The 24,443-nt window shown below is 69.1% G+C and carries 19 protein-coding genes; 6 read left to right on the top strand and 13 right to left on the bottom strand.

The genetic code is table 11. From position 1 onward, the window contains the following. Positions 1-22: 22 nt before the first annotated feature. On the bottom strand, positions 23-343 hold the full coding sequence (locus SLUN_RS25340) for an NADPH-dependent FMN reductase (RefSeq protein WP_108151992.1): 321 nt from the start codon (positions 341-343) through the stop codon (positions 23-25). Positions 344-363: 20 nt separating this feature from the next. Then, entirely contained in the window at positions 364-981 is a 618-nt protein-coding gene (locus SLUN_RS25335; RefSeq protein WP_108151990.1) for a TetR/AcrR family transcriptional regulator, read from the bottom strand. A gap of 456 nt (positions 982-1,437) precedes the next feature. Here SLUN_RS25335 and SLUN_RS25330 point away from each other — a divergent pair, with 456 nt between their 5' ends. Together SLUN_RS25330 and SLUN_RS25325 are read left to right on the top strand one after the other, a co-directional pair. Continuing rightward, on the top strand, positions 1,438-2,649 hold the full coding sequence (locus SLUN_RS25330; RefSeq protein WP_108151988.1) for a pyridoxal phosphate-dependent aminotransferase: 1,212 nt from the start codon (positions 1,438-1,440) through the stop codon (positions 2,647-2,649). A 93-nt stretch (positions 2,650-2,742) separates the two neighbouring features. Continuing rightward, positions 2,743-3,129 carry an SCO4983 family protein gene (locus SLUN_RS25325; RefSeq protein ID WP_108151986.1) on the top strand — a complete coding sequence of 129 codons (387 nt, stop codon included), beginning with the start codon at positions 2,743-2,745 and terminating at the stop codon, positions 3,127-3,129. A gap of 190 nt (positions 3,130-3,319) precedes the next feature. Here the strand turns inward: SLUN_RS25325 and SLUN_RS25320 are convergent, their stop codons facing one another. Next, positions 3,320-5,143, bottom strand: a complete 1,824-nt coding sequence (locus tag SLUN_RS25320) for a phosphoenolpyruvate carboxykinase (GTP) (protein ID WP_108151984.1) — start codon at positions 5,141-5,143, stop codon at positions 3,320-3,322. A gap of 269 nt (positions 5,144-5,412) precedes the next feature. Here SLUN_RS25320 and trhA point away from each other — a divergent pair, with 269 nt between their 5' ends. Next, complete coding sequence (gene trhA, locus SLUN_RS25315) at positions 5,413-6,090, top strand: PAQR family membrane homeostasis protein TrhA (protein WP_108151982.1); 678 nt, start codon at positions 5,413-5,415, stop codon at positions 6,088-6,090. A gap of 51 nt (positions 6,091-6,141) precedes the next feature. Here trhA and SLUN_RS25310 read toward each other — a convergent pair whose 3' ends face one another. The 5 genes from SLUN_RS25310 to SLUN_RS25290 form a co-directional block, all read right to left on the bottom strand. Continuing rightward, on the bottom strand, positions 6,142-8,586 hold the full coding sequence (locus SLUN_RS25310) for a galactose oxidase early set domain-containing protein (protein WP_175313260.1): 2,445 nt from the start codon (positions 8,584-8,586) through the stop codon (positions 6,142-6,144). Then, positions 8,586-9,767: a glycosyltransferase gene (locus SLUN_RS25305; protein ID WP_108151980.1), complete on the bottom strand. Its 1,182-nt coding sequence runs from the start codon at positions 9,765-9,767 to the stop codon at positions 8,586-8,588. The genes SLUN_RS25310 and SLUN_RS25305 overlap by 1 nt, the downstream gene beginning before the upstream one ends. Further along, on the bottom strand, positions 9,764-11,428 hold the full coding sequence (locus SLUN_RS25300; protein WP_179955302.1) for an ArnT family glycosyltransferase: 1,665 nt from the start codon (positions 11,426-11,428) through the stop codon (positions 9,764-9,766). The genes SLUN_RS25305 and SLUN_RS25300 overlap by 4 nt, the downstream gene beginning before the upstream one ends. Next, on the bottom strand, positions 11,425-12,687 hold the full coding sequence (locus tag SLUN_RS25295) for a glycosyltransferase (RefSeq protein WP_108151978.1): 1,263 nt from the start codon (positions 12,685-12,687) through the stop codon (positions 11,425-11,427). Before SLUN_RS25295 ends, SLUN_RS25300 begins: the two co-directional genes overlap by 4 nt. Positions 12,688-12,866: 179 nt before the next feature. Next, positions 12,867-14,876 (bottom strand): thioredoxin domain-containing protein, encoded by a 2,010-nt coding sequence (locus tag SLUN_RS25290; protein ID WP_108151976.1) that lies wholly within the window; start codon positions 14,874-14,876, stop codon positions 12,867-12,869. Between the two features lie 361 nt (positions 14,877-15,237). Between SLUN_RS25290 and SLUN_RS25285 the strand changes: the two genes are divergently transcribed. Continuing rightward, positions 15,238-18,444 (top strand): tetratricopeptide repeat protein, encoded by a 3,207-nt coding sequence (locus SLUN_RS25285; protein WP_108151974.1) that lies wholly within the window; start codon positions 15,238-15,240, stop codon positions 18,442-18,444. Positions 18,445-18,529: 85 nt separating this feature from the next. On the opposite strand, the gene SLUN_RS25280 is transcribed toward SLUN_RS25285, so the two are convergent. Together SLUN_RS25280 and mca are read right to left on the bottom strand one after the other, a co-directional pair. Further along, positions 18,530-18,787 carry a hypothetical protein gene (locus tag SLUN_RS25280; protein ID WP_108151972.1) on the bottom strand — a complete coding sequence of 86 codons (258 nt, stop codon included), beginning with the start codon at positions 18,785-18,787 and terminating at the stop codon, positions 18,530-18,532. After that, positions 18,780-19,661: a mycothiol conjugate amidase Mca gene (gene mca, locus SLUN_RS25275; protein ID WP_108151970.1), complete on the bottom strand. Its 882-nt coding sequence runs from the start codon at positions 19,659-19,661 to the stop codon at positions 18,780-18,782. The genes SLUN_RS25280 and mca overlap by 8 nt, the downstream gene beginning before the upstream one ends. 97 nt (positions 19,662-19,758) lie before the next feature. Between mca and SLUN_RS25270 the strand changes: the two genes are divergently transcribed. Both SLUN_RS25270 and greA read left to right on the top strand, forming a co-directional pair. Next, on the top strand, positions 19,759-20,163 hold the full coding sequence (locus SLUN_RS25270) for a DUF4307 domain-containing protein (protein WP_108151967.1): 405 nt from the start codon (positions 19,759-19,761) through the stop codon (positions 20,161-20,163). Positions 20,164-20,377: 214 nt separating this feature from the next. After that, complete coding sequence (gene greA / locus SLUN_RS25265; protein ID WP_108151965.1) at positions 20,378-20,878, top strand: transcription elongation factor GreA; 501 nt, start codon at positions 20,378-20,380, stop codon at positions 20,876-20,878. A 122-nt stretch (positions 20,879-21,000) separates the two neighbouring features. On the opposite strand, the gene SLUN_RS25260 is transcribed toward greA, so the two are convergent. From SLUN_RS25260 to ilvA, 3 genes are all read right to left on the bottom strand, one after another. Further along, positions 21,001-21,855: an ABC transporter permease gene (locus SLUN_RS25260; protein ID WP_108151963.1), complete on the bottom strand. Its 855-nt coding sequence runs from the start codon at positions 21,853-21,855 to the stop codon at positions 21,001-21,003. Beyond that, a complete protein-coding gene (locus tag SLUN_RS25255; RefSeq protein WP_108151961.1) occupies positions 21,852-22,889 on the bottom strand; it encodes an ATP-binding cassette domain-containing protein in 1,038 nt (345 codons plus the stop codon). The genes SLUN_RS25260 and SLUN_RS25255 overlap by 4 nt, the downstream gene beginning before the upstream one ends. A gap of 200 nt (positions 22,890-23,089) precedes the next feature. Next, on the bottom strand, positions 23,090-24,319 hold the full coding sequence (gene ilvA, locus SLUN_RS25250; protein WP_108151959.1) for a threonine ammonia-lyase: 1,230 nt from the start codon (positions 24,317-24,319) through the stop codon (positions 23,090-23,092). Positions 24,320-24,443: the final 124 nt, after the last annotated feature.

The raw sequence follows: 24,443 nt of genomic DNA, 5'->3' as shown, positions 1-24,443 counted from the left end.
CCCCGGCCGCCGTCCCGCGCCGTCATGCGGCCGCGCGCAGCGGCGCGAGGGCGCCGGACCAGGCGATGATCTCGTTCAGCATCTCGTGCAGGGCCGGCTCATGGTGCTCGGCCGGCTCGCACACGCCCGGGTCGGCCGGGTCCGTGGGGTCGGTGAAGCGGAAGTCGGTGAACATCCCCAGCTCGACCTGCCTGTGTACCTCGGCGATCTTCAACTCGCCCGCCACCTGGCGCAGTTGCTCGGCGGCGCGGCTCCCGCCGTTGATCCCGTAGCTGACGAATCCCGCCGGCTTGTGATGCCACTCGGCGTTTCTGCATGGATACCTGGGGTGAACGCATGCCATCCCGGCCGGCCCGAGGGGACTCAGCGCGGGCTCGGCCTGGAGAAGGTTCCGGCTCGCGCGGCGTGGTAGGCGGCTTCGGCGGCCGCGTGGGTGAGGCGGTCGTCGATGGGTTGGCGGGTGATGAGGAGCCGGTAGTAGAAGGGGGCGCCCAGTGCGGCGATGACGTCGGTGGCGTCGGTGTCCGGGGGGAGTTCGCCGCGGTCGATCGCGCGGTGGACGAGCTGGGTGACGTGCTGGACACGGGCGGCGAAGACGTCCCGGACGATCGGTCCGACGAGCGGGTCGTGGGCGGCTGCCGCGACGATTCCTTCGATGAGACTGCGGTTGCGCGGGCTCGCGTAGAAGCGCGCGATCGCCTCGGCCAGGGCATGCAGGTCCTGCCGGAAGTCGCCGGTGCCGGGGATCGGAATGGTCGTGCCCTGCTGGGCGAGCAGGTCGCCGATGACGCCTTCGACCGTGCGCCAGCGGCGGCGGATTGTCGAGACGTGGACCCCGGAGCGCTGGGCGAGTCCGTCCATGGTGAGCGCGCCGAACCCGTGTGCGTCGAGCTCGTCGAAGGCGGCGGCCAGTACGGCCGCGCGAGTGCGGGCTGTCCGCCCGCCGGGACGGGCCGAGCCGTGAGGCTGTCGTTCAGTCATGGCCCTGTTGCGTCGACAGTGTGTGTCCGACTAGTGTCCCATCCAACTTAACGCGCCGATGCGCGCATTAAGCTAACGGGGACGGGGGATCAGCGCCGGCGCCTCTCGGGGCGCCGGCGTGATGCCGGCGTGGGCGGTCACGGGGCTGGGACCGATGCCCGGCCCGTACGCCAGTGCTCCGGCCCGTTACCCGACGCCGCCAGGGGCTCGCGTCGCCGGTGAGGCCCATCAGACCGGCCGTGCCATCGGCTCCGGCGAAGGTGACGAGTGCAACACCCGCTCGCTTCGCTCCGGTCCGGCCGAGGTAAACCGCAGGTGTCCGGCGCTTGGGGCCGCCCCTTTCGAAGGGCGGGAGCCGCTCTCACCGGCCGATGCACCAAAAGCGGACATTCTCGCCACGTCCCCGTCGCCCAAAACACAGAGCGATCAGCGATACACGCCCGTAAGCTCACCGGCATGCAGGTGATCCAGTCGACGAAGCTCGCAAACGTCTGTTACGAAATCCGGGGCCCGGTCCTCGAGGAGGCGATGCGGCTTGAGGCAGCAGGTCATCGCATCCTCAAGCTCAACACCGGCAACCCCGCCGCCTTCGGCTTCGAATGCCCGCCCGAGATTCTCGAGGACATCCTCCGCAATCTCGGCGACGCGCACGGCTATGGCGATGCCAAGGGGCTGCTGTCCGCGCGGCGCGCGGTGATGCAGCACTACCAGACCAAGGGCATCGACCTGGGCGTCGAGGACATCTATCTCGGCAACGGTGTATCCGAGCTGATCCAGATGTCGATGCAGGCGCTGCTCGACGACGGCGACGAGGTGCTCGTACCGGCGCCGGACTATCCGCTGTGGACCGCGTCCGTATCGCTCGCGGGCGGCACCGCCGTGCACTACCGATGCGACGAGCAGGCCGACTGGATGCCGGACCTCGCCGACATCCAGCGGAAGATCACCGACCGCACGAAGGCGATCGTGATCATCAACCCGAACAACCCCACCGGCGCGGTGTACGACGACGAGATGCTGCGCGGCCTCACCGAGATCGCCCGCCGGCACAACCTGGTCGTCTGCTCCGACGAGATCTACGACAAGATCCTCTACGACGGCGCCACGCACACGCCGACCGCCGCGATCGCGCCGGACCTGATGGTCCTCACCTTCAACGGGCTCTCCAAGAACTACCGGGTGGCCGGCTACCGCTCCGGCTGGATGGCGGTCTGCGGCCCGACGGCGCACGCCTCCTCGTACATCGAGGGCCTGACCATCCTCGCCAATATGCGCCTGTGCGCGAACATGCCCTCGCAGCACGCGGTGGCCACCGCACTCGGCGGCCGGCAGTCGATCGAGGACCTGGTGCTGCCGGGCGGCAGGATTCTCGAGCAGCGGGACGTCGCATACGACCTGCTCACCCGGATCCCGGGCGTGAGCTGCGTCAAGCCGAAGGGCGCCCTGTATCTCTTCCCGCGGCTCGATCCCAAGGTCTACAAGGTCAAGGACGACCGGCAGATGGTGCTCGACCTGCTGCGGGCCGAGAAGATCATGGTCGTGCAGGGTACGGGCTTCAACTGGCCGGAGCCCGATCACTTCCGGATCGTGACGCTGCCGGCGGTGAAGGATCTGGCCGACGCGGTGACCCGGATCGGGACGTTCCTGGACGGCTACAGCCAGCCTTGATCGCTTCTTGAGTGAAGAATCACGACCGGACTCAACTTTAGACTGAATCCAAGCTAGGATGGTCTCCTGACAGTGAGCAGGAGGCCATCCCCCATGTACGAGCCGATCCGCACCAGGTCACTCCACTCGATGGCCGACGATGCCGAGTACCCGCACCGCAGCCGCGAGGAGGAGCTGGACATCCAGCTCGCCGGTCATCTCTCCGCGCTCCTCGCCGTCACCGACGAGCTCGGTCTCGACGCGGCCGCCGAGCGCATCGCCGACGAGGTCGCCCGCCTGCGCGGCGCCCCGCCCGCGCGTCACGCGGGCCTGTCCGGCGCCGCCCCCGCGGCCCTGCACCACCGCGCGCACGCCCTCGCGGGCCGCGCCCTCGTCGTCGCGGCGTCCCGCGCCGACACCGCAGCCGCGATCCTCTCCGCCGAGCGGATGGACGCGCACACCGCCGCCCTGACCGAACTGCGTCTGGTCGGCGCCCACTGACGGCCCCGGTTCGCGGGCCGCGGAGGCGCGCGGACCGGGTGCCACATTCCTCATCCCGAATTCCGTTGCGGAAAAGGGTCCGGCCCCGGAGCCGTGAGGGGGCTCCGGGGCCGGGGACGCGGCGGACCTGTGTGACCCCACAGGTCAGGGCGGACGTCGGACTGGCCCGCCGCGACGTTCTTGGGTGGGATCAGCCCAGGCGCTTGACGAGCGCGCGGTACTCGTCCCACAGCTCCTTCGGCGCGTGGTCGCCGAAGGTGTTCAGGTGCTCGGGGATCAGCGCCGCCTCCTCGCGCCAGACCTCGTTGTCGACCTTGAGCAGGAAATCGAGGTCCTCGTCGGCCAGTTCGAGGCCGTTCGTGTCGAGCGCGTCGCGCGTCGGCAGGATGCCGATGGGGGTCTCGACGCCCTCGGCCTTGCCTTCGAGGCGCTCGACGATCCACTTCAGGACGCGGCTGTTCTCACCGAAGCCCGGCCACACGAACTTGCCCGCGTCGTTCTTGCGGAACCAGTTGACGTAGTAGATCTTCGGGAGCTTGGCCTGGTCCTTGTCGGAGCCGACCTTGACCCAGTGACCCATGTAGTCGCCCATGTTGTAGCCGCAGAACGGCAGCATGGCGAACGGGTCGCGGCGCAGCTCGCCGACCTTGCCCTCGGCCGCGGCGGTCTTCTCGGACGCGACGTTCGCGCCGAGGAAGACGCCGTGGTTCCAGTCGAAGGACTCGGTCACCAGCGGTACGGCGGTGGCGCGGCGGCCGCCGAAGAGGATCGCCGAGATCGGCACGCCCTTCGGGTCCTCCCACTCCGGCGCGATGATCGGGCACTGCCCGGCCGGCACGGTGAAGCGGGCGTTGGGGTGGGCGGCCGGGGTGCCGGACTCCGGCGTCCAGTCGTTGCCCTTCCAGTCCGTGAGGTGCGCGGGCAGCTCCTCGGTCATGCCCTCCCACCACACGTCGTTGTCGTCGGTGAGCGCGACGTTGGTGAAGACCGAGTTGCCCCACATGGTCTTCATGGCGTTGGCGTTGGTGTGCTCACCGGTGCCGGGCGCGACGCCGAAGAATCCGGCCTCCGGGTTGATCGCGTACAGCCGGCCGTCCTCGCCGAAGCGCATCCAGGCGATGTCGTCGCCTATGGTCTCCACGGTCCAGCCGGAGATCGTGGGCTCCAGCATGGCGAGGTTGGTCTTGCCGCAGGCGGACGGGAAGGCGGCGGCGACGTACTTCGACCCGCCCTGCGGCGGGGTGAGCTTGAGGATCAGCATGTGCTCGGCGAGCCAGCCCTCGTCGCGCGCCATGACGGACGCGATGCGCAGGGCGTAGCACTTCTTGCCGAGCAGGGCGTTGCCGCCGTAGCCGGAGCCGTACGACCAGATCTCGCGGGTCTCCGGGAAGTGCGAGATGTACTTGGTGGAGTTGCAGGGCCAAGGGACGTCCTGCTGACCTTCGGCGAGGGGCGCACCGAGGGTGTGGACGGCCTTGACGAAGAAGCCGTCGGAGCCGAGCTCGTCGAGGACGGGCTGTCCCATGCGCGTCATCGTCCGCATGGAGACCGCGACGTAGGCGGAGTCGGTGATCTCGACGCCGATCGCGGAGAGGTCGGAGCCCAGCGGACCCATGCAGAACGGGACGACGTACATCGTCCGGCCGCGCATCGAGCCGCGGAAGATGCCCTTCTCGCCGGCGAAGATGGCCTTCATCTCCGCGGGGGCCTTCCAGTGGTTCGTGGGGCCCGCGTCCTCCTCCTTCTCGGAGCAGATGAAGGTTCGGTCCTCGACGCGGGCGACATCGCTCGGGTCGGACGCGGCGTAGTACGAGTTCGGGCGCTTGATCGGGTCCAGTTTCCTGAACGTGCCCTTGGCGACGAGCTCCCCGCACAGGCGCTCGTACTCCGCTTCGGATCCGTCACACCAGACGACGCTGTCCGGCTCCGTGATTGCTGCGATCTCGTCGACCCAGGAGATGAGGTCCTGGTGGTTGGTGGGGACGGTGCCGGGAGCCGCGATGTCGCGCGCCACGATCGCTCCTAAGTGAGGGGTCTGTTGGTTGTTGCCCCGTGGGGGCTGCGACCCGGATGCTTCGGTCCTTGCTCTTCCTGGCGCTCATCCGGTGCCGACCGCACTCATCTGATCATCGGTGCAGTGTGCGCATATGTCCAGAGGACGTCTCACGTGAGCATCACCACTCGAAATCCGGAACGCGCAACTCGAGGCGCGCTCGGGCGCGACCGAAGGGAGGCCGGCGGGATGCATCCGTTACCTACGGTTCCGTAGGTAACATCCACTCCATGACCTCTGCCGCGCCCGAAGTGACCGACATAGATCCCACCCCGGTGAAACCAAGGCTGCGCGGCTGGCTGCATGCAGGGATGTTCCCTGCCGCCCTGATCGCGGGGCTGGTCCTCATCACGTTCGCCGACTCCACTCGGGCCAGAGTCGCCTGCGCGATCTATGTCCTGACGGCGTGCCTGCTCTTCGGCGTGAGCGCGATCTACCACCGGGGGACCTGGGGCCCGCGCGGCGAGGCCGTACTGCGCCGGCTCGATCACGCCAACATCTTTCTGATCATCGCGGGCACCTACACCCCGCTGACGATGCTCCTCCTCCCCGATTCCACCGGGCGGACGCTGCTGTGGGCGGTCTGGGCGGCAGCTCTGGCGGGGATCGCCTTCCGGGTCTTCTGGGTCGGCGCCCCGCGCTGGCTCTACACCCCGTGCTACATCGCGATGGGCTGGGCTGCCGTCTTCTTCCTGCCCGACTTCATGCGCGCGGGCGGGATCGCCGTGCTCGTGTGCGTGATCGTCGGCGGGCTGCTCTACAGCGCGGGCGGCGTGATCTACGGAATCAAGCGCCCGAATCCGTCACCGCGGTGGTTCGGCTTCCACGAGGTCTTCCACTCGCTCACGCTGGCGGCGTTCATCGTGCACTACGTGGGCATCTCGCTGGTCGCCTACCGGCACGCCTGACTCTGTACGGGGACACGCGTCCCCGCGCCCCTTACTCGGCCCCAGACCCCGCTACCTCGCCACGTCCCCCCTGCCGCACGCCACCCCGTCCCTGTTCGGGTCGAGCCTCAACGGGTCGTCCTTGCCGTTGACCTTCAGGCGTCCGTAGTCATGCGCCGAAAGCCACCCGCACCGCGCCGCCGTCGTCGCCTTCACCGCCTTCGGGAACACCGTCGGGACACACACCCCCGCCGCCCCGTAGTGCCGGTCGCACCCCGACACCGTCGGGCTCACCGGTGCCGAACTCCGCTTCTTCAGGGCCTTCTTCGGCGCCTTCGCCGGCGCGTCCGCGAAATCGTGGACATGCGCCGAAGGCGCATCCGCCGCCATCGCCGCCGGGCCCCCGAGATGCACCCACTCGGCCACCGACGGGATCCCGTTCGCGTCGACGGCGAAGAGCATGTACCAGCCGGGCGGCGCCATGTTCGGGTTGCTGGTGACATTGAGGTCGATGCTGTTGCCGTCGACCGTCATCGGCAGATCCACGAACCGCTGGTTCGGGTCGGACGAGTGCGTCACCGCCGCCGGGCGGATCAACTCCGCCTTGGCGATCGGCCGGTCGACCGTGATCCGCTGCGTGTCCCCGTACGTCCACTGCCCGTCGATCACCGAAGTGATCTTCGGCCGGGCGCCCTTGAGCAGATACGGCGGGGTGTAGAGCGACACATTGTGGTTGTACGTCCCGTTGCCCGGGTTGTCGCCCACCGACATCACCCGCCCGTCCGGCAGCAGGAAGGACGACGAGTGGTACGTACGCGGGACCGGGTCCGTCGCCAGGCCCTCCTCGTACGTGTTGGTGACCGGGTCGAAGAACGACGCCTCGTACACCGGGTCCGCCCGGTCGTGCAGACCGCCGCCCGTCTCCAGAACCTTCCCGTCGGGCAGCAGCACCGCGGAGACGAACATCTTGCCCTCCGCGCCCGTCTGCGGACGCTTGCCCTGACCCTGGTCGACCTGCCCCTGCGGCAGCAGCGGACCGTGCGTGTACACCGGGTTGGGGTCCTTGAGGTCGATGATGTCGGTCAGGCGGTTCGCGGCCGGGTTGGTCTCGTTGTTGCCGCCGCCCATCGTCAGTACCCGCTGGTCCTGCGCCGGCGGCAGCAGCACGCTCGCCGACTCGTCACGCTGGTCCTTGTTCTGCAGACCGGGCACATCGGTGATCGTGTTCGCCGTGTAGTCGTAGATCGAAGCGCCGCTGCCCTGCGTGCCGTTGCCGAAGACATGGCTGCCCGAGTAGAAGAGCCGGCCGTCCTGCATCAGGATCATCGACGGATACAGACCCCAGTACGACCAGGTCTGGTTGACCTCGTTCATCGGCAGCCACTTGTTCTGGGCCGCGGAGAACTTCTCGGCCGTGACATTGCCCGTCGAGTCCTCCTTCAGACCGCCGAAGGAGATGACATCGCCATTGCCGAGGATCGTCGCCGACGGATACCAGTGACCGCCGTTCATGTCGTTCGTCTTCGCGTACGACTCGGTGGCCGGGTCGAAGATGTACGAGTCCTTCAGCCCCTGGTAGCCGATGCTGCCGTCGGCGGACGGATAGCCCTTGTTGCCGCTCATCACCAGGACCTTGCCGTCCTGGAGCTGCACATGGCCGGCGCAGAACATGTCGACGGGCGTGGGGACGGTGCGCCACGCACCGGTCGCCGGGTCGTAGATCGCGGAGGTGAAGGTGCCCGCCTCGAACAGCGCCTCGTCGTTGCCGGAGCCGGCGATGACGAGCACCTTGCCGTTGTGGAGGACCACGGAGTGCATGGAGCGCACCGGGTTCTGCACCGGCAGGACCTCCCAGCGGCCCTTCGCGCACTCCTCCGGCGTCGCCGTGCACTCGGGCTCGGGGGCGGGCGCGGACACCTCCTCCATGATGTAGTCGTCGGTGGTGACCGAGCCCGTGCCGTACACCGAAACACCCCAGCTGATGCGGTCGGTGCCGGGCGGCACGGCGGGCGTACGGACCTCGGCGCGCTCGTAACTGCCGCTCATCGGAAGGGTCTTGAGGTCCGTCCAGTACTGCCAGCCGGCCGTGGTGTCGTGCCGGAAGAGCGTGATGGACGTGTCGGGCGTGGTGCTCTTGTACCAGAGGGAGAGGTCGTACTGGCTGTCCGGCTTCACCGTGGGCGCGCAGGTCGCGTTCTCGGTGATCAGCGCCTTGCGGTCGCCGTCCACCCGGCGGGTGAGCGAGACCTTCATCGCCGTGGAACCGGAGTGCGCGTCGGCCACGGTCTCGAAGGCGAAGTCGTTGTCGCCCCAGCCGGACTTCTTCCAGCAGGCGGGCATGTCCTCGCCGGCCGGACCCGCGGTCTCGAAGCCGGGGTTGGTGATCAGGTTGACGCCGGCGGCCGCGGGCTGCGGGGCCGACAGCAGCAGCCCGCCGGTCAGCGCGGCGACGGCGAGCAGCGCGCGTCTGCGTCCGCGGAGTCCGCGGCGTGGACGTCTCGTAGCCGGGCCGGGCATCACGCGGTCCTTTCCGAACGGCTCCGCTGCCGCGGCAGATACACCAGCGCCTCCGTCGCCGCGAACCGCAGCACGAACGTCATCAGCAGGGCGAGCGTCGTCGCGGGCAGCACCGCCATCTCCAGCCAGCCCACGAACAGCGCGATCAGCGGGATACGCAGCAGCAGATCGGCGTTGGCGAGCAGCGCGAACCGCCCGACGCGGTCCGCCCAGTGCCGGTGTCCGCGCCGGTCCCGGAACAGCAGCACCTCGATCAGGAGGAAGTTCCACACCACCCCGAACTGATTGGCCACGATCTCGGCCGGCAGATAGTGCATTCCGCCGGCCGTCAGCAGATGCAGCCCGATCAGGTTCGGTACGAAGCCGGTGAGCCCGATCAGCCCGAACGCCAGCATCCGCGCGGCCGGGGAAGCCGTACGCAGCGCGACGAGATGCCCCAGGAAGCGCATCCCCTCCTTCGCCGTCGACTTGGACTCCCCGGCGAATCGCTCCTGGAAGACGAACGGCACCTCGGCGACCCTCTCGGGCCGGCAGCGCACCGCCAGCTCCAGCAGGATCTTGTAGCCGAGCGGCTTGAGCACATCGGCGGTCACCACACTGCGGCGGATCGCGAAGAAGCCGCTCATCGGGTCGCTGATGCCGCGCAGCCTGCGCGGGAAGAGCGCCTTGGTCAGCCAGGTCGCTCCGCGCGAGACGGCGATCCGGTATCCGCCCGCCAGGCCCTCGCGGCTGCCGCCCCGTACATAGCGGCTGGCCACGACGAGATCGGCGCCCGACCGCTCCCCCGACGCCACCAACTCGGGTACGAGCGCGGGCGGATGCTGCAGATCGGCGTCCATGACGACGATCCAGTCGGAGCCCGCGGACTTGATGCCCTCCACCACCGCGCCGCCCAGACCTCCCGTGGGGGTCTCGCGATGCAGGACGGTCACCGGGAACGGGCAGTCCTGCGCCGCGCTGCGGATCACCTCAGGGGTGTCGTCCGTGGAGTCGTCGACGAAGACGACCTCGCAGGGCAGCCGGGACGGCACCGACTCGGTGAGCCGGTGCAGCAACTCCCGCACATTTCCGGACTCGTTGAAGGTCGGGATGATGACGGTGACGGCGCCGGGCTCGGCGAGCGAGGCAGCGCTCAGTTCCGGGTCGCCGAGTTCCTCGGCGCCCGTACGGGGTGTGGTCATCGGTCGCCTCCAGCGATCCGGCGGATCTCGATCCGGTCCTCGCCGTCGCCGAATACGGCGACCGGCTTCGAATGCTCCAGTGCCGCCTTGACGTTCGGCAGATCGACGGCGTCGCGGCGGACGGTCGGGGACGACACGACGTAGTCGAGGTCCCGCCAGCCGCGCGGCATCGTCTTCGTCACGGCGGGGTCGAGGTCGGCCTTGTAGAACCAGATGGCGCCGGTACCGGGCTTGTACCCGTCGTGGACGAGGTCGAGCCAGAGCGCGTCGTCGACGAGCACGCGGGTGGACGCGGGGTCGGTGACCTCGTTCTGCATCCAGGAAGCGGCAGCACGGTAGGGGGCGTTGGCGTCGACGGTGAGGGCGTCGCGGTTGCCTGTGTACCAGTGCGGCACGACGTACGCGGCGGCGGCCACGGCGAGCAGCCCGGCCACGCCGTGGCGAACCACCGGGGGCACCATCGAGCCCGTCCGGCGTTTGAGGACACGCCCGAAGGGCGTACCTTCACGCCGCAGGATCGCGTGAGCAACACTCGCCGCGCCCCCCGCCAGCACAATCGCCAGGAACGGCAGCGCTTGGATCACGTACATCGCCGGGAGGTACCCCGAGGGCCGCATCGCGACGAGCGCCAGGATCGCCACCACCAGGGCGGGTCCGGCCAGCGCCCGCGCGGTGACCGACCAGCGCAGGGTGAGCAGCAGCAGCGCCGCTCCCGCCAGTCCGCCGAGCGGCAGCACCCAGTCGTAGTACAGCCAGGACTGGAAGACGCCGTGCGAACCGGAGCTCGCGTCGAAGATCGAGCCGGAGCCCGCGCGGCCCATCTGGTACGTGATGCCGTCGATCAGCGACACATGTCCGGGCCCGGGGAAGAGTTCATTGTTGAGCAGCGCGTACAGCGGATACCCCAGGCCGATCAGCGCACAGGCGGTGATCGCGCCCGTCACCGCGTACTTACGGGTGTCGCGATGGCTGTGCCGCCACATCGTCACCAGCAGTGCGGGCAGCACCACCAGCATCGTCTCCTTGGTGAGCACAGAGGTCGCGGCAGCGAGACCCGCGGCGAAGTGGTGCCACAGATGGCGGCTGGGCGACGCGGCCAGGCAGAACGCCAGCAGCATCCACATCACCGCGATGTTGTCCAGGAAGATCTCACGCTGCAGAACCACGGAGAGCGGCGAGAGGCCGAACAGCAGCATGGCAAGCGCGGCCGCCCAGCGCGGCAGGAACAGCCTGCGCGCCAGTACATAGAGGAGCACCGCGCACGCCGCGCTGACCAGCAGCATCGCGAAACGCATCGACGCCACCGTCATCGTCTCCGGCGCGATCAGCGACGGCAGCCAGGTGAGCGCGGCTATCTGTATCCAGCCGAGCGGCGGATGGTCGTACCAGTACGTGTAGTGCGCGAGCCCGTCGCCCTGCTGGACCGCCCAGGCCTGCGCGAGATACGTGCCCTCGTCGTCGCTGAGCGTCGGGAAGTGCGTGATGTTCCAGCCCTGGACGAGCAGGATCGCGGCCAACAGCCCGAAGCAGAGCAGCAGATCGGGGCGCGAGCTGCGAAACCGTACGACGGGCCGTACATGCACGGGCGCCGCCGGCCGGGTCTGCCCGGCGGCGGGCAGTGTGATGGAGGTGTCGGGAGCCGGGGGCAGAGTGGTGGTCACCGGTGGGCGTCCTCTCGGGTCTCGGTGAGATGCGCGCCGACATGACTGGTCAGCTCCCACTCATTGCGTCCCCGCTGCTCCCGCCAGACGGCGCGCATCGCGGCGCCGGCCAGGAGGACCTGGTAGAAGGGGCCGCCGGCGATGAGCTTGAGGTAGTGGACGAGGCGGACGCGAAGGCCGTACTGCTTGCCGAAGTCGTGCAGTCCGACGATCTCGAAGACGAACGTGACCATCGCTGTGATCAGCGGCAGGAAGGTCACGATGGCGATCCCGACGGGGACGTCGAGGAAGAGGGCGATGGCGGCGTTGACCGGGATGATCACGCCGGAGAACGCCTGCAGGAACGGCGTCATCAGGGTGTAGCGGGCGAGCATCCGCTGCCCGCGGCCCGGGAGCTGCTTCCAGTCCTTCTTGCGGTAGACCTGCAGGAAGCCCTGGTTCCAGCGGGTGCGCTGCTTGAGCAGGCTCATCAGGGTGCCGGGGGTCTCCTCGCGGGTGACCATGTCGCTGTCGTACGCGACGACGACCTTCTTGCCGACGGACGAGAGGCGTACGCCCAGGTCACAGTCCTCGGCAAGGCAGTTCGGGTCCCATCCGTCGGCGTCGCGCAGCACCTGCGTACGGACGAAGACGGTGTTGCCGCCGAGCGGGATGAAACCTTTCTGCGCGTGCAGGTGGAGGCGCGAGCGGAACCAGAAGAAGTACTCCAGGCAGTTGCGCAGGCTGTACCAGCTGGAGTGGAAATTGATCAGCTGCACACCGCCCTGAACGACATCCGCACCGGTGGAGGTGAAGGCGTGATCGACATGCGCGAGCAGCTCCGGATGCACCTGGTCCTCGGCGTCGAAGACGCCCACGATGTCGCCGCGGCAGTGCGGCAGCGCGGTGTTGAGGGCCTTCGGCTTGTTCTTCACCTCGTGGGTGTCGGTGATCACCCGCACCCGGACCGGGTCACGGGCGGCCGAATGCCCGGCGACCGCCGCGGTCTCCGGATCGTCATGGCCGACGATCACGATGATCTCGAAGTTGGAGTGGCTCGACTCGAGCAGCCGCTCGATCGTGTGCTCCAGCACGGCCTGCTCGTGCCGCGCCGGCAGCAGCAGGGAGAAAGAGAGCCCGACGGCGCCGTCGGGCCGGTCGAACCGGGTCGCCGCGAGTATCTCGGGCGTACGCCAGGCATGCATCTGCCACCACAGCGTGAACGCCGCCATCCAGAACAGCGCCACGGAAATGGCAACAATGAACACCGATATGAGCACCGGAAGGTCCCCCCTTGGACCTGCGCCCCGGCAGCAGGACCCCCTGGCCGGGTAACGCATCTGTTCAACCGCCGCGCAACACTCCCCAGTGCGCACGAACGATCACTTCTCGTTCCGAGGAACTTATCGGCGGAAGATTAAACTCCGGTGCTCGCCGGATAAAGACTGATGTTCCGTGGTCAGTTGGTGAGTTTCCGGGCAAGTGCCGACGCGTCCGTGACAGGAGCGTCGCAGGTGAAATTCCGGCAGACGTACGCCGCCGGCCGACCGCCCACCAGCGGCCGGTCCCGCAGCAACGGAAACTCCTCCCCGTCCGGCTCACCCACCGCCACCACCGCGCCCGGAGCCGGTGCCAGCAGGGCCGTACGGTGCAACTCCCGCATTTCCGCGTCGCCCTGCGGCCCAACCACCGCAACCTCACGCGGCCCGTCCAGCAGCGCCTCGGCGACCGCCAGCCCCCAGCCGATGAACCGCGGCGCACGCGGCCCGAGCGCCTTCACCACACCCAGCGCACCCTCCGCGGCCGTTCGATGCGCCTCCGAGCCGGTGTGGGCTGCATACGAGAGCAGCGCACCGGCCGCGGCCGTCCAGCCGGACGGCGTCGCACTGTCCGTCGGATCCTGCGGCCGGCGGATCAACCGCTCCGCGTCATGAGCCGTGTCGTACAACGCCCCGCCCTCACCCACGAACTGGTCGATGACGATGTCCAGCAGGAACCCCGCGAAATCCAGCCACACACCCTCGCCGCTCACCGCCGCCAGCGCCAGGAAGCCCTCCGCGACATCCGCGTAGTCCTCCAGCACCCCGGAGTTCGCCCCGACTTGACCGCCCTTGGACGTACGGGCCAGCCGCGCCCCGCTGTCCATGTGCAGCCGCACCAGCAGATCGGCCGCCTCCGTCGCCCGCTCGATCAGATCCGGCCGATCGAAGAACGCCCCGACCTCGGCCAGCGCGGCGATCGCCAGCCCGTTCCACGCGGCAACCACCTTGTCGTCCCGCCCGGGTCGCGCCCGCTCGGCCCGCGCCGCCAGCAGCCGCTCCCGGATCCCCGGCTCCGCCTCGCCCGCAGGGAGTTGAAGAACCGAGGCGCCCTCCTCGAAGGTCCCCTCCTCCGTCACCCCGAAGCACTCGACGGCCCGCTGCCCGTCCGCCTCCCCCAGCACCTCGCGCAACTGCTCCGGCGTCCATGCGTAGAACGCGCCCTCTACGTGCTTCCCCGTGCCGTCGTCGCTGTCCGCGTCGAGCGCCGAGGCGAACCCGCCCTCCGCCGTACGCAACTCCCGCACCATGAAGTCCGCGGTCTCCAGGGCCACCCGCCGCGCCAGCTCGGAGCCCGTGGCCCGCCACAGATGCGCGAAAGTCCTACAGAGCAATGCATTGTCATAAAGCATCTTCTCGAAGTGCGGCACCACCCACGCCCGGTCCACCGAATACCGGGCGAACCCACCCCCGAGCTGGTCGTACATCCCGCCGCGCGCCATCGCCTCACAGGTGTCGGCGGCCATCTGCAACGCACCCTCGGCCCCCGTACGGGCGTAGTGCCGCAGCAGAAACTCGACCACCATCGACGGCGGAAACTTCGGCGCCCCACCGAACCCGCCGTGCCGCTCGTCGTACTCCCGCGTCAGCCCGAGCAACGCCTGCGCCAGCTCCTCCTCACCGGGCACGCCCTCCCCGCCGTACGCGAGCGACCGCGAGGCCAGATCCCGGACGATCTTCCCCGCAACCTCACCCACCTCGTCCCGCCGCTCGGCCCAGGCGGACGTGACGCCTTCGAGGACCTGGCGGAAGGAGGCCATGCCGTGCCGGGGCTCGGGCGGGAAGTAGGTACCGAAGTAGAAGGGCTCGCCGTCCGCGGTGAGGAAGACGGTCATGGGCCAGCCACCCTGACCGGTGGCGGCCTGCACGGCTTCCATGTAGACGGCATCGACGTCGGGCCGCTCCTCGCGGTCGACCTTGATGTTGACGAAGTGCTCGTTCATATAGGCGGCAGTTTGTTCATCTTCGAAACTTTCACGTGCCAGAACATGACACCAATGGCAACTGCTGTACCCAACACTGAGCAGAACCGGAACCCCGCGCTGACGTGCCTCCTCGAAGGCTTCGGACGACCAGGGCCACCAGTCGACCGGGTTGTCGGCGTGCTGCAGGAGATAGGGGGAGGTTTCATGGGCCAGTCGGTTCGGCATGCCTTCATCCTGCCTGACGGCGCCTGATCCACCCCATGACCCGGCCATCGGACCGCAGGATCGGCTACCGCAATGCGGTCCGCCCACGTCCGGGCTCGCGGCGGCACACAACGGCTGCGTCGTCGCCTCTCTGCCCTCTTCGGCATTTCGTCCGACATTCACAAGAACGAGCGAGATCTGCTCAGGACACTCCGTGCACCGGGGATGCCACGGGGAAGCCTCAACGCGGAAGCGGTCTCGGCTACTTGATCGTCGGACTCTCTCGCGCTGACGCGCCGTACGCAGGACACTTGTCGCCGGAACGGAACCGGAAGCAGAACTGGATCAGAGACGAAACCGGAGCTCTCGGAGGGGGACGCACATGCGGGACAGCCATCGGGCTGAAGCCGAGCGGCTGTTGGTACGCGCCGTCGAGGAAGAGGTACGGCGTTCGGGCGGACGGTCCGACTCGGGAGCGCTGCTGGCGCGCGCGCGGGCCGGGCTTGAGGTCATGGCGGCGAATGCCGGCGAGGAGTACGCCGCGTACGAACAGGCGCTGGTGGAGGCGGAGGCCGGGCAGCCGTCCCTGGGTGAGCGCTTCAGTCGGCGGAACATCTCAACGCCCGTGCTGGTGACGGCCGTTGCGGCGGCCGCCGCGATCGGTGCCGATATGGCGCTGGGTACGGCGACGGGCACCGCGCTGGGTGCCGGGGCCGTGGTGGCCGTTGCCGGGGCCGCGACCACGGTTGCCAAGGTGACGGCGTCGCACTGGCCGGCCGCGCAACGCAGGGCCGGTGCGCTGGGTCAGCCCGGCGGGGCTGAGCAGCTGCGGTTGCAGTGGCTGACGGCGCTGGAGGTGCGGGGTATCCGCCCGTTCCTGGATCAGCAGCGGATGCTGGTCTCCACCGCGCGTACGGCGAAGAAGGCGACGGTGGCTCCGCAGCTGCGGGGCGGGGACCGGAGTGCGGCGGCGCGGCGCAGATCGGTGCTCGAGCAGTCGTTCGGTCATCTGCCGGAGCCGGCAGGGCCGTTCACGGGTCGTCGGGAGGAGATGACGCAGATCGCGCAGTGGGTGCATGCCGCGCGGGCGTCGACGGAGACGAAGCCGACGGTGGTGGTGCTGTACGGCGCCGCGGGTTCGGGGCGTACGACGCTCGCGGTGCGGGCCTCGCATCAGCTGAAGGACCAGTTCCGGGGTGCGTGCGTCGTGGATCTGGGGGGCGACAGCGGGCGTCCGCTCTCGACGCGCGATGCGCTGCTGCATCTGCTGAACCGGCTGGGTGCGCCGCGTGAGCAGTTGCTGTTCCGGGAGCGGTCGTCGGCCGAGCAGCAGGACCGGCGGCTGGGCGAGCTCTACCACCAGCATCTGACGGGGCTGCCGGTGACGGTGGTGCTGGATGACGCGAGTGATGCGGCGCAGGTGCGGACGCTGGTGCCGGAGCGTTCGGACAGTCTGGTGCTGGTGACGTCGCGTACGCGGCTCGATCTGCCGGCGGACATTCCGGCGTGGGTGCATCAGCTGCCGGTGGAGCCGCTGGATCCGGCGGGTGCGGAGGAGTTGCTGCGGGCGTCGGCGGAAGATTCCCCGGCCGGTCCGTACGACGCCCAATCGGCGGATGAGATACGGGAGTTGTGCGGCGGGCTGCCGTTGGCGCTGCGGATGGCGGGTTCGTCGCTCGGTCCGCGTACCGCGCATCAGCTGGCGGCGGATCTGGGTGCGTACGGTCCGGTGGATCCGGTGGAGCGGGCGCTGTGGCTGCGCTACACCGATCAGTCCGAGCAGGCGCGGCGGCTGCTGCGCAGGCTCGCGCTGGCCGGGCGGGCGTCCCTGGGCGCGGCCGCGGCGGCGGCGCTGCTGGCGACGGACGAGCAGGAGTCGCAGCGGCTGCTGACGGGGCTTGCGCGGGCGGGCCTGATCGACCATGTGCGGGCGAGCCGTTACCGGCTGCACGATGCCGTGCGGTCCTTCGCCCGGGCCCGGCTGATGGACGAGGAGGAGGCGGCGGAGCGTACGGCGGCGCAGGAGCGCCTGATCCAGAACTACGCGGATCTGGCCGGCGCCGTGATCCGCATGGTGGACGGCAAAATGTCCACGCGGGCGGGCCAGTTCGGGGCGCACGGCTTCTCGTCGCTGGACGCGGCGCTGCGCTGGCTGGACGACGAGTCGAGCTTCATCACCTCGGCGCTGCGGTATGCGGAGGGTGTGAACCAGCAGGCTGTGCTGAATCTGCTGGGCGCGCTGTGCGACTACTGCCTGCTGCGCGGTGATCTGTACCGGCTCGGCGAGATCAGCGAGCTGTCGCAGGCGGTGGACCAGGGCCTGCTGGAGCGTTCCGTCCGGTGGCGTACCGGCATCGCGGCCCGCCAGCTCGGCGAGCTGGACAAGGCCCGTACGACGCTGTCCTCGGTCGTCGGCCTGTACCGCGAGGCGCAGAACGACGCGGGTGCGGCGCTGGCGCTCTGCTCGCTCGGGATCACCCTGCACCACCAGGGCAATCTGACGGAGGCGGCGGCGAAGCTCAACGAGGCGATCGAGCTGCAGTCCTCACAGGAGCAGGCCGAGGACCGGGCATGGTCGCTGCACGCGCTGGCGGCGGTGGAACGCGACCGTTCGAACATCAATCTGGCGCTTGAGCTGCTGGCGACGGCGCTGCGGCTGCACCGGGAGGGCGAGTCGCTGCACGGTGAGGCGTGGACGCACTTCCAGCTGGGGCAGGTGTGTCTGCGGATGGGTGATGTGCCGCGTGCGGAGGAGGAGCTGCGTACGGCTCTGGATTCGTACGGCCGCACCCGGGACGGCCGCGGGGAGGCCTGGGCGCTGACCCAGCTGGCGCGGGCCCGCCTGGTGGACGGCGACCCGGCTCCGGCGGTGGACCAGCTGCGCGAGGCGCTGGCCCGCCATCGCGACAACGAGGACGCGCGCGGGGAGGCGTGGACGCTGTACTACCTGGGCCAGGCACTGGAGGAGCACGGCGACCGCGATCAGGCGGTACGGGAGCTGGAGCGGGCCCGCACGATGTTCTCGCGGATGCGCGATGTGTACGGCCTGGCCTGCGCCCGCCACCACTCGGGGCGGGTGACCAGGGACCAGCGGGCGGCCCAGACCGGCAACCTCCGCAATTCCGGCTTCGCCCGTCAGCTCCTGGTGGATGCCCGTGCGGACTTCCACCGCATCGGGGTGGCTCATGGCGAGGCCTGGACCTGCCTGGAGCTGGCGCTGATCGACGGGGGCAACAACCGCCCGGCGCAGGCGCTGGCCCTGTGCGACGAGGCGACGGCTCTGTTCACCTCGTACGAGGATCACCGCGGGGCGGACTGGTCGCGCTTCCTGCGCTGCACGCTGCTGCCGTACGCCTCACCGGGCGGCAGCGAGGTCGGCACGGTGGTGGCTCAGCAGGAGCTGGCCGAGCTGATGGGGACGTCGCACCCGTCGCGCGACGGCAAGCTGGAGGACTGCGCGGAGGCGCTGGCGGTGATGCTGGAGCGGGGCGTGCACCTGGAGGACGGCTGGCAGGCGTGGCACCTGGGGATGGTGCCGAACCGGCATGCGCGGGAGGTGATGGGGGTGCCGGTGGCCGCGACGAAGTAGCCCGCCCCGAACCCCGCGCCTCAATCGCCGGCGGGGCTGACAATGTCAGCCCGTCCGGCGATTGAGGACACGGCCGAGGGCCGTACTAGCCCCTCGCCGCGGCGGGCGACTCGCTCTTGCCGTCCTTCGGGGACGCCTCCCCCGACGGGTCCGGCGCCTCCTCGAAGTTGACCCTGCCCATGTGGCGGTTCATCGACTTCATCAGGAACCACACGCCCGCAGCCAGCGCCGCGAAGACGATGAAGCCGAGGACGCCTGGAGTGACCTTGTTGTCGTCGACCTCCTTGGCGAGGGGGACGAGGTGCGTCAGTGCGAGGTTTGCGCTTGCGCTCATGTCAGGCATTGTCGCGGATGCCCGCGAAGAGGTCGTCCTCGGGGATGGAGCTGTCGACCAGAGACTTCGCGAGCTCGTACTCCTCCGTCGGCCAGACCTTCTTCTGTATGTCCATCGGAACGCGGAACCAGCCGCCGTCCGGGTCGATCTGCGTCGCGTGCGCGATCAGTGCCTTGTCCCGGATCTCGAAGAAGTCGGAGCACGGGATGAACGTGGTCAGCGTGCGCTCCGCGCGCATGAACTCCTTCCAGTGCTCCAGCCACTCGCCGTACGGGGACTCGAGGTCACGCTCGAGCAGCGCCTCGTGCAGCGCGACCGTACGGGGACGGTTGAAGCCCTGGTTGTAGTAGAGCTTCTGCGGCTGCCAGACCGGCCCGAACCGCGACTCCGGGAACTTCTCGGCGTCGGCCGCTCCGTCGAAGGCGACCATCGAGATCTTGTGGGTCATGATGTGGTCGGGGTGCGGATACCCGCCGTTCTCGTCGTACGTCGTGATGACCTGCGGGCGGAAGGTGCGGATGGACTTCACCAGCCGGCCGGCGGCCACGTCCACGTCCTCCAGGGCGAAGCACCCCTCGGGCAGCGGCGGCAGGGGGTCGCCCTCGGGCAGGCCCGAGTCGACGAAGCCGAGCCACTCCTGCTCGACGCCCAGGATCTCGCGGGCCTCGTCCATCTCCTTCTTGCGCACCTCGTGGATGTTCTCCTCGATGTACGCGTCGCCCTGGAGCTTCGGATTGAGGATGGAGCCGCGCTCGCCTCCCGTGCAGGTCACGACCAGCACGTCCACCCCCTCGGACACATACTTGGCCATCGTTGCCGCGCCCTTGCTCGACTCGTCGTCGGGGTGGGCGTGAACGGCCATCAGTCGCAGCTGCTCAGTCAAGACTCGATCCTCAGTGATTCATCGCGTTGGACGGCTTCTATAGTGACCGAATCGGGGGACGGAAAATTCCGGCATCCCGTTCCGGAGAGGATTGATCATGGCCGCGGTGCGCGAGGAGCCCCCGCAGGGGCGCTACGGCCGCTCGGCCGACGAGCGTGCCGACCGCAGGCTCAAACTGGTGGGCGCAGTCCTGGGCGCCGGGCTGCTCGCGATGACCGGCTGGTTCGGTTACGACTACATCGCGGGCCAGAAGATCAGCGGCGAAGTGATCAAGTTCAGTGTCATCTCCGACACCGAGGTCCAGGTGCACCTGGAGGTGCGCAAGGACAAGGACGCCACCGGCACGTGCACGCTGCGCTCCCGTTCCGAGGACGGCGGCGAGGTGGGCCGGGTGGATGTCGCCGTGGACCAGCGGGGCCGTACGCGGATCGACCAGGTCGTGAAGGTGCGTACGACGGCGCGGGCGACCAGCGCCGAGCTGGTGGAGTGCACCGCCCGCTGACACACCCCGCTGACACCGCCGGCTCCCCTACCGGCTCCCCACCGGGGGCACCGCACGGCGGGTCCCGGCGCTGACCTGCGTTGATGTAATTCTGATGGCTTTCGTCCTCCCCCTTCCGCCGCGAAATTGTTAGGCTCGTGGTTTCGCCCACCCAAGGAGGCACATCCTTCTGGGTAGGGCGATGCTGTATTCCCAGTACCTACGAGGAGCACCAGTGACCCAGACCAGCGAGAACGTCACCTGGCTCACCCAGGAGGCGTACAACCAGCTCAAGGCCGAGCTGGAGTACCTGTCTGGTTCCGCGCGTACGGAGATCGCCACCAAGATCGCCGCCGCGCGTGAGGAGGGCGACCTGAAGGAGAACGGCGGGTACCACGCGGCCAAGGAGGAGCAGGGCAAGCAGGAGCTCCGTGTGCGCCAGCTGACCCAGCTCCTGGAGAACGCGAAGGTCGGCGAGGCGCCGAGCGTCGCGGAGGGCGTGGTCGCGCCCGGCATGGTCGTGACGATCGCCTTCGACGGCGACGAGGACGACACGACGACCTTCCTGCTCGCCTCGCGCGAGTACGCGAGCGCCGCCATCGAGACGTACTCGCCGCAGTCCCCGCTGGGGTCCGGCGTGAACGGCAAGAAGGTCGGCGAGGACGCGGAGTACGAGCTTCCGAACGGCAGGAAGGCCGCCGTGAAGATCCTCGAGGCCAAGCCCTACACGGCCTGACGCGGACAGAAGCACGACAGTCGAGCACGGCAGTCGGAACACGACAGACAAAGCACGGCAGACAGAGCACGAGAGGGCCGGACCGCCTGAAGCGGTACGGCCCTCTCTGCGTGCTGCGTGGGTCAGACGGAGGCCGAGCGGTACTTGCGCACCGCCAGGGTCCGGAAGAACACGATGATCACGATCGACCACAGCAGCGAGGCCCAGACGGGGTGCTGCATGGGCCACGCGTCCGGCGCGACGTAGCCGGGCGGCAGATTGCCGAAGAGGTCACGGGCCGCCTGCACGGTGGCGCTGAAGGGGTTCCACTCGGCGATGGTGCGCAGGAACGTCGGCATGTTGTCGGAGGGCACGAAGGCGATCGAGATGAAGGTCAGCGGGAAGAGCCAGATAAGACCGCCCGATGTGGCCGCCTCCGGGGTCCTCACCGAGAGGCCGATGAGCGCCCCGATCCATGAGAACGCGTACCCGAGCAGGAGCAGCAGGGCGAAGCCCGCGAGCACGCTGCCGATGTTCTCGTGGGTGCGCCAGCCGACGATCAGGGCGACGACCGCCAGCACCACCAGAGTGAGCGCGGTCTGCACGAGGTCGGCGAGCGTACGGCCGGTGAGGACCGCTCCACGCGCCATGGGCAGCGAGCGGAAACGGTCGATGAGGCCCTTGTGCATATCGTCGGCGATGCCCGCTCCGGCACCCGCAGTGGCGAAGGTGACGGTCTGCGCGAAGATGCCCGCCATCAGGAATTCGCGGTACGCGGCCGGCGAGGTGTTGCCGTTGACGGAGATCGAGCCGCCGAAGACGTAGCTGAACAGAACGACGAACATGATGGGCTGGATCAGCCCGAAGATGATCATCTCCGGGATGCGCATCATCCGGATGAGGTTGCGCTTGGCGACGACGAGCGAGTCGTTGACCGACTGGACGATGCCGCCGCGGGGCCGGGCAGCCGCGACGGCGGCTTCCGCTGTGGTGGTCACTTCGCGGTCTCCTTCCGGGTCTTCTTGGTCTTCGCGCCCGTGGCATCCTCGGCGCCCGCTGCCCCGCCGTTCTCCTCGTCCTCGAGCTCGGCCCGGTGGCCGGTGAGGGAGATGAAGACATCGTCGAGGGTGGGGCGGCGCAGGCCGATGTCGTCGATCTCGACGCCGCGGCCGTCCAGTTCGCGGATGACCTCGGCGAGCAGCTTGGCGCCGCCGGTGACCGGGATGGTCAGCTTGCGGGTGTGCTCGGCGACGGCGATCTCGCCGGCGCCGCCCAGGGCGAACCGCTCCAGCACGGTGCGGGCGGGGGCGATCTGGTCGGGCTGGTGCACGACGACCTCGACGCGCTCGCCGCCCGTCTGGGCCTTGAGCTGGTCGGCGGTGCCGCGGGCGATGACCTTGCCGTGGTCGATGACGCAGATGTCATGGGCCAGGTGGTCGGCCTCTTCGAGGTACTGCGTGGTGAGCAGCAGCGTCGTACCGCCACTGACCAGTTCTTCGATGACTTCCCACAGCTGCTGCCGGTTGCGCGGGTCGAGTCCGGTGGTGGGCTCGTCCATGAACATCACGGGCGGGGAGACGACCAGGGCGGCGGCGAGGTCGAGCCGGCGGCGCATACCTCCGGAGTACGTCTTGGCGGGGCGGTCGGCGGCGTCGGCGAGGTTGAAGCGCTCGAGCAGCTCGACCGCCCGGGCCTTCGCGTCGCGCGCGCTCATCTGGTAGAGCTGGCCGACCATCTGAAGGTTCTCCCGACCCGTCAGATACTCGTCGACCGCGGCGAACTGACCGGACAGGCCGATGCAGCGGCGGACTTCGTTCGGGTGCTTCAGGACGTCGATACCGGCGACGACGGCCGTACCGCTGTCGGGCCGCAGCAAGGTGGTCAGTACGCGCACGGCGGTGGTCTTGCCGGCTCCGTTGGGGCCGAGAAGTCCCAGGACCGTGCCTTCCGGAACGTCGAGGTCGACGCCGTCCAGAGCCCGTACATCACCGAAGGTCTTCACCAGACCTTCGGCGTAGATGGCGCCTGGCATGTGGGTTCTCCCAAGGTGGCAGGTGGGTGGGTTCTTCGTGCGGATGAGTATGGATTGCCCGTCACCCCGCGCCTGGCGGGAGCATGGCAGGACGCCTACCGTATCGCGATGTATCGCGTTACTCAAGAGGTTCGGCATTCCGGCCGGGCAGGCCCGGCCCGGCAGTCCCGGCCCCAGTCCCGGCCCGCGTCCGGCCGGCTTCAGCCCAGGACCGTGTACCCCGCCTCGCGCAGCGCCGCCGTGACCTCTTCGCAGTGCTCAGGGCCCTTCGTCTCCAGGTGCAACTCCACCTCCGCCTCCGTGAGTCCGAGCCGCGGATCGGTCCGTACGTGACTCACATCGAGGACGTTAGCGTCGACCACTGACAACGCCCCCAGAAGTGCGGCGAGCGCTCCCGGGCGGTCCGTCAGTCGCAGCCGCAGCGAGAGGTACCGGCCCGCCGCGACCATGCCGTGCCGCAGGATGCGCTGCATCAGCAGCGGATCCACATTGCCCCCGGACAGCAGGGCGACGACCGGCCCCTGGAAGGCATGCGGATCGCTCATCAGCGCGGCCACCGGACTCGCCCCGGCGGGCTCGACGACGAGCTTGGCCCGCTCCAGGCAGAGCAGCAGCGCGCCGGCGAGCGCGTCCTCGGAGACCGTACGGACCTCGTCGACAAGATCGCCAATGATTTTGAACGGAACGTCGCCGGGGCGGCCCACCTTGATGCCGTCCGCCATCGTCGCCGGCGACTCGATCGAGACCGGATGCCCGGCTGCCAGCGAGGGCGGGTACGCGGCCGCGCCCTCCGCCTGCACACCGATCAGCTTCACATCGGGACGCAGTGCCTTCACCGCGACCGCGATACCCGCCGCGAGCCCGCCGCCGCCCATGCCGACGACGATCGTCCGCACCTCCGGGCACTGCTCCAGGATCTCCAGACCCACCGTGCCCTGCCCGGCGATGATGTCCGGGTGGTCGAAGGGGTGGATGAAGACCGCGCCCGTATCGTGCGCGTACTCCTGGGCGGCGGCCAGGGTCTCTTCGATGACCTGCCCCTGAAGCCGCACCTCGGCGCCGTACTGCCTGGTCGCCGCGACCTTGGGGAGGGGCGCCCCGGCCGGCATGAACACGGTGGAACGCACCCCGAGCAGTGAGGACGCCAGCGCCACGCCCTGCGCGTGGTTGCCGGCCGACGCGGCGACGACACCCGCGGCCCGCTCCACCTGGGAGAGCCCGGCGATACGTACGTACGCGCCGCGCAGCTTGAACGAACCGGTGCGCTGGAGGTTCTCGCACTTGAGGTGGACGGGCGCCCCCACCAGCTGCGACAGATACCTGCTGCCCTCCATCGCGGTGATACGAGCGACGCCGGAGAGCATCTTCTGCGCCCCGCGGACGTCGTCGAGGATGACGGGCGGCAAGGTGCCAGGCCTGCTGAAGCTCATGACAGCAAGTCTCGCAGCTCACCGGCCTGGCATCCGCCCGGGTCCGATGCTTGCCCACGGCTTTGCGCAGCGCTGGTACGCACCGGGTCGTTGCCGCGTACTCTGTCCCCCACCAACCGACCAC

The organism is Streptomyces lunaelactis, from assembly GCF_003054555.1.
In the GTDB taxonomy this organism is placed as follows: domain Bacteria; phylum Actinomycetota; class Actinomycetes; order Streptomycetales; family Streptomycetaceae; genus Streptomyces; species Streptomyces lunaelactis.
The sequence above is the reverse complement of the archived record's forward strand: the minus strand, read 5'-3'. Positions and strand labels throughout refer to the sequence as shown.

What these genes read in the sequence shown, in the direction of transcription:
- SLUN_RS25310 (WP_175313260.1), bottom strand. Translation starts at nt 8,586, where the DNA reads ATGCCCGGCCCGGCTACGAGACGTCCACGCCGCGGACTCCGCGGACGC.
- trhA (WP_108151982.1), top strand. Translation starts at nt 5,413, where the DNA reads ATGACCTCTGCCGCGCCCGAAGTGACCGACATAGATCCCACCCCGGTG.
- SLUN_RS25325 (WP_108151986.1), top strand. Translation starts at nt 2,743, where the DNA reads ATGTACGAGCCGATCCGCACCAGGTCACTCCACTCGATGGCCGACGAT.
- SLUN_RS25335 (WP_108151990.1), bottom strand. Translation starts at nt 981, where the DNA reads ATGACTGAACGACAGCCTCACGGCTCGGCCCGTCCCGGCGGGCGGACA.
- SLUN_RS25305 (WP_108151980.1), bottom strand. Translation starts at nt 9,767, where the DNA reads ATGACCACACCCCGTACGGGCGCCGAGGAACTCGGCGACCCGGAACTG.
- SLUN_RS25290 (WP_108151976.1), bottom strand. Translation starts at nt 14,876, where the DNA reads ATGCCGAACCGACTGGCCCATGAAACCTCCCCCTATCTCCTGCAGCAC.
- ilvA (WP_108151959.1), bottom strand. Translation starts at nt 24,319, where the DNA reads ATGAGCTTCAGCAGGCCTGGCACCTTGCCGCCCGTCATCCTCGACGAC.
- SLUN_RS25285 (WP_108151974.1), top strand. Translation starts at nt 15,238, where the DNA reads ATGCGGGACAGCCATCGGGCTGAAGCCGAGCGGCTGTTGGTACGCGCC.
- SLUN_RS25280 (WP_108151972.1), bottom strand. Translation starts at nt 18,787, where the DNA reads ATGCCTGACATGAGCGCAAGCGCAAACCTCGCACTGACGCACCTCGTC.
- SLUN_RS25270 (WP_108151967.1), top strand. Translation starts at nt 19,759, where the DNA reads ATGGCCGCGGTGCGCGAGGAGCCCCCGCAGGGGCGCTACGGCCGCTCG.
- SLUN_RS25255 (WP_108151961.1), bottom strand. Translation starts at nt 22,889, where the DNA reads ATGCCAGGCGCCATCTACGCCGAAGGTCTGGTGAAGACCTTCGGTGAT.
- SLUN_RS25330 (WP_108151988.1), top strand. Translation starts at nt 1,438, where the DNA reads ATGCAGGTGATCCAGTCGACGAAGCTCGCAAACGTCTGTTACGAAATC.
- SLUN_RS25340 (WP_108151992.1), bottom strand. Translation starts at nt 343, where the DNA reads ATGGCATGCGTTCACCCCAGGTATCCATGCAGAAACGCCGAGTGGCAT.